Annotated in this window: 1 protein-coding gene; it reads left to right on the plus strand. The window is 58.9% G+C overall.

What is annotated here, in order from left to right; all coding sequences use genetic code 11:
- Positions 1–114: 114 nt before the first annotated feature.
- Positions 115–1488: an ISNCY family transposase gene (locus tag AC1Q6Z_RS35245; protein WP_492650747.1), complete on the plus strand. Its 1374-nt coding sequence runs from the start codon at positions 115–117 to the stop codon at positions 1486–1488.
- Positions 1489–1657: the final 169 nt, after the last annotated feature.

Genomic DNA, 1657 nt, shown 5'->3' on the forward strand with positions numbered 1-1657 from the left:
GTTCCATAAGATAGATTACACGATTTCTATCTGTAGCCGCAAAGTTAAAGTGTCCTGATCCTGCAAAGTTGGAATGTCACTCTCCCCGGGTTTTGATGACCTGGGAGATTGCGGATGGGATTGATAGCGATGAGCGAGCGCGATCTGCAGCGGATCGAGGTTTTGTCGAAGGTGGCCGCCGGTCGGATGACCGTGGTGTCTGCGGCGCTTGTGCTTGACCTGAGTGAGCGTCAGGTGCGTCGGCTCTTGCAACGGATGCGGACTGGCGGCGCGGCGTCGATCCGGCATAAGGCGATCGGCCGGCCATCGAACAATCGGATCAGCGACGGTGTTCGCGATTACGCGGTGACGCTGGTTCGTGAACGCTATGCGGACTTCGGGCCGACTTTGGCCACTGAGAAGTTGACTGAGCTCGACGGCTTGCGTGTGTCGCGCGAGACGGTCCGCTGCTGGATGTCGGATGCCGGACTTTGGTTGTCACGCAAGCAGCGGCGGACGTTTCATCGGCCGCGGTTGCGACGCGAGGCTTATGGTGAACTGGTGCAGATCGACGGTTCGGATCATCGCTGGTTCGAGGACCGTGGACCGCCGTGCTCGTTGCTGGTGTTTGTCGACGATGCGACCGGCAGGCTGATGCAGCTGCGCTTTGTGCGTTCTGAAAGTGCCTTCACCTATTTCGAGGCGCTGAAGCTTTATCTCCAGCATCACGGGGCGCCGATTGCTTTCTACTCGGACAAGCATTCGGTCTTCCGGGTGGCAAAGAGCGATGCCAGGGCCGGTCAGGGTATGACTCAGTTCGGGCGTGCGCTTTGCGAGCTAAACATCGAGATTCTTTGTGCGAACTCGAGCCAGGCCAAAGGTCGTGTCGAACGAATGAACCGGACGCTGCAGGACCGGTTGGTCAAGGAGCTCAGGCTTTGCGGCATCGACAGCATGGAGGCCGGCAATGCGTTTCTGCCTGGTTTCATGGAGGACTACAATGCGCGGTTTGCGATCGTCCCTGCCCGGCCTGATGACCTGCATCGTCCGCTGAATCTGGCGCCGGATCGGCTGACGGAGATCTTGTGCAAGCGCGAGCAGCGTTATGTCGGATCGCAGCTGACGTTTTCGTTCGAACGCAAGCGGATCATGCTGGAGGAGAGCGAGGTGACGCGCGGTCTGGCTGGCCGCTATGTCGAGACCTATGCATATGCGGACGGCCGCCTGGATGTGCGCTGGAAGGGATATTCCCTGCCCTACACGGTGTTCGACAAGGACCAGCGGGTAACACATTCAGCGATTACGGAGAACAAGCGACTGAGCGAGGTGCTGACCTATATCAAAGAGCGTCAGGATCAGCAGGCAAAGCCAGCTGTAAAGACCAACAGCGAGAAGAACGGTTACATCAAGCGGGCGCACGGCCCTGGCCGACGAGCGAACTTTCTCGACAATCTAAAGGTCAGCAAGCCTCGCAAGAAAGTGCTGCCGGCGCCGCAGGTGGCAGAGTAAATGGCCAAACGGAAGTCTCAAGGCTAAAGCCCAAGGCGGCCTCACCCGCCCCGATCTGATCTTGCAAGCGGGATCAGCCGCTCAGATCGGGGCTGGCCGCTGTGCCGGAGAGCGCCTTACGGACATTTCTACTTTGCAAACCGGCGGACATTTCAACTCTCCCGCCACA

It is taken from the genome of Shinella sp. GW835-FHT14H05, assembly GCF_058793575.1.

Bases quoted from the DNA above. Each gene is read 5' to 3' on its own strand.
- AC1Q6Z_RS35245 (WP_492650747.1), top strand. From the start codon at position 115: ATGGGATTGATAGCGATGAGCGAGCGCGATCTGCAGCGGATCGAGGTT.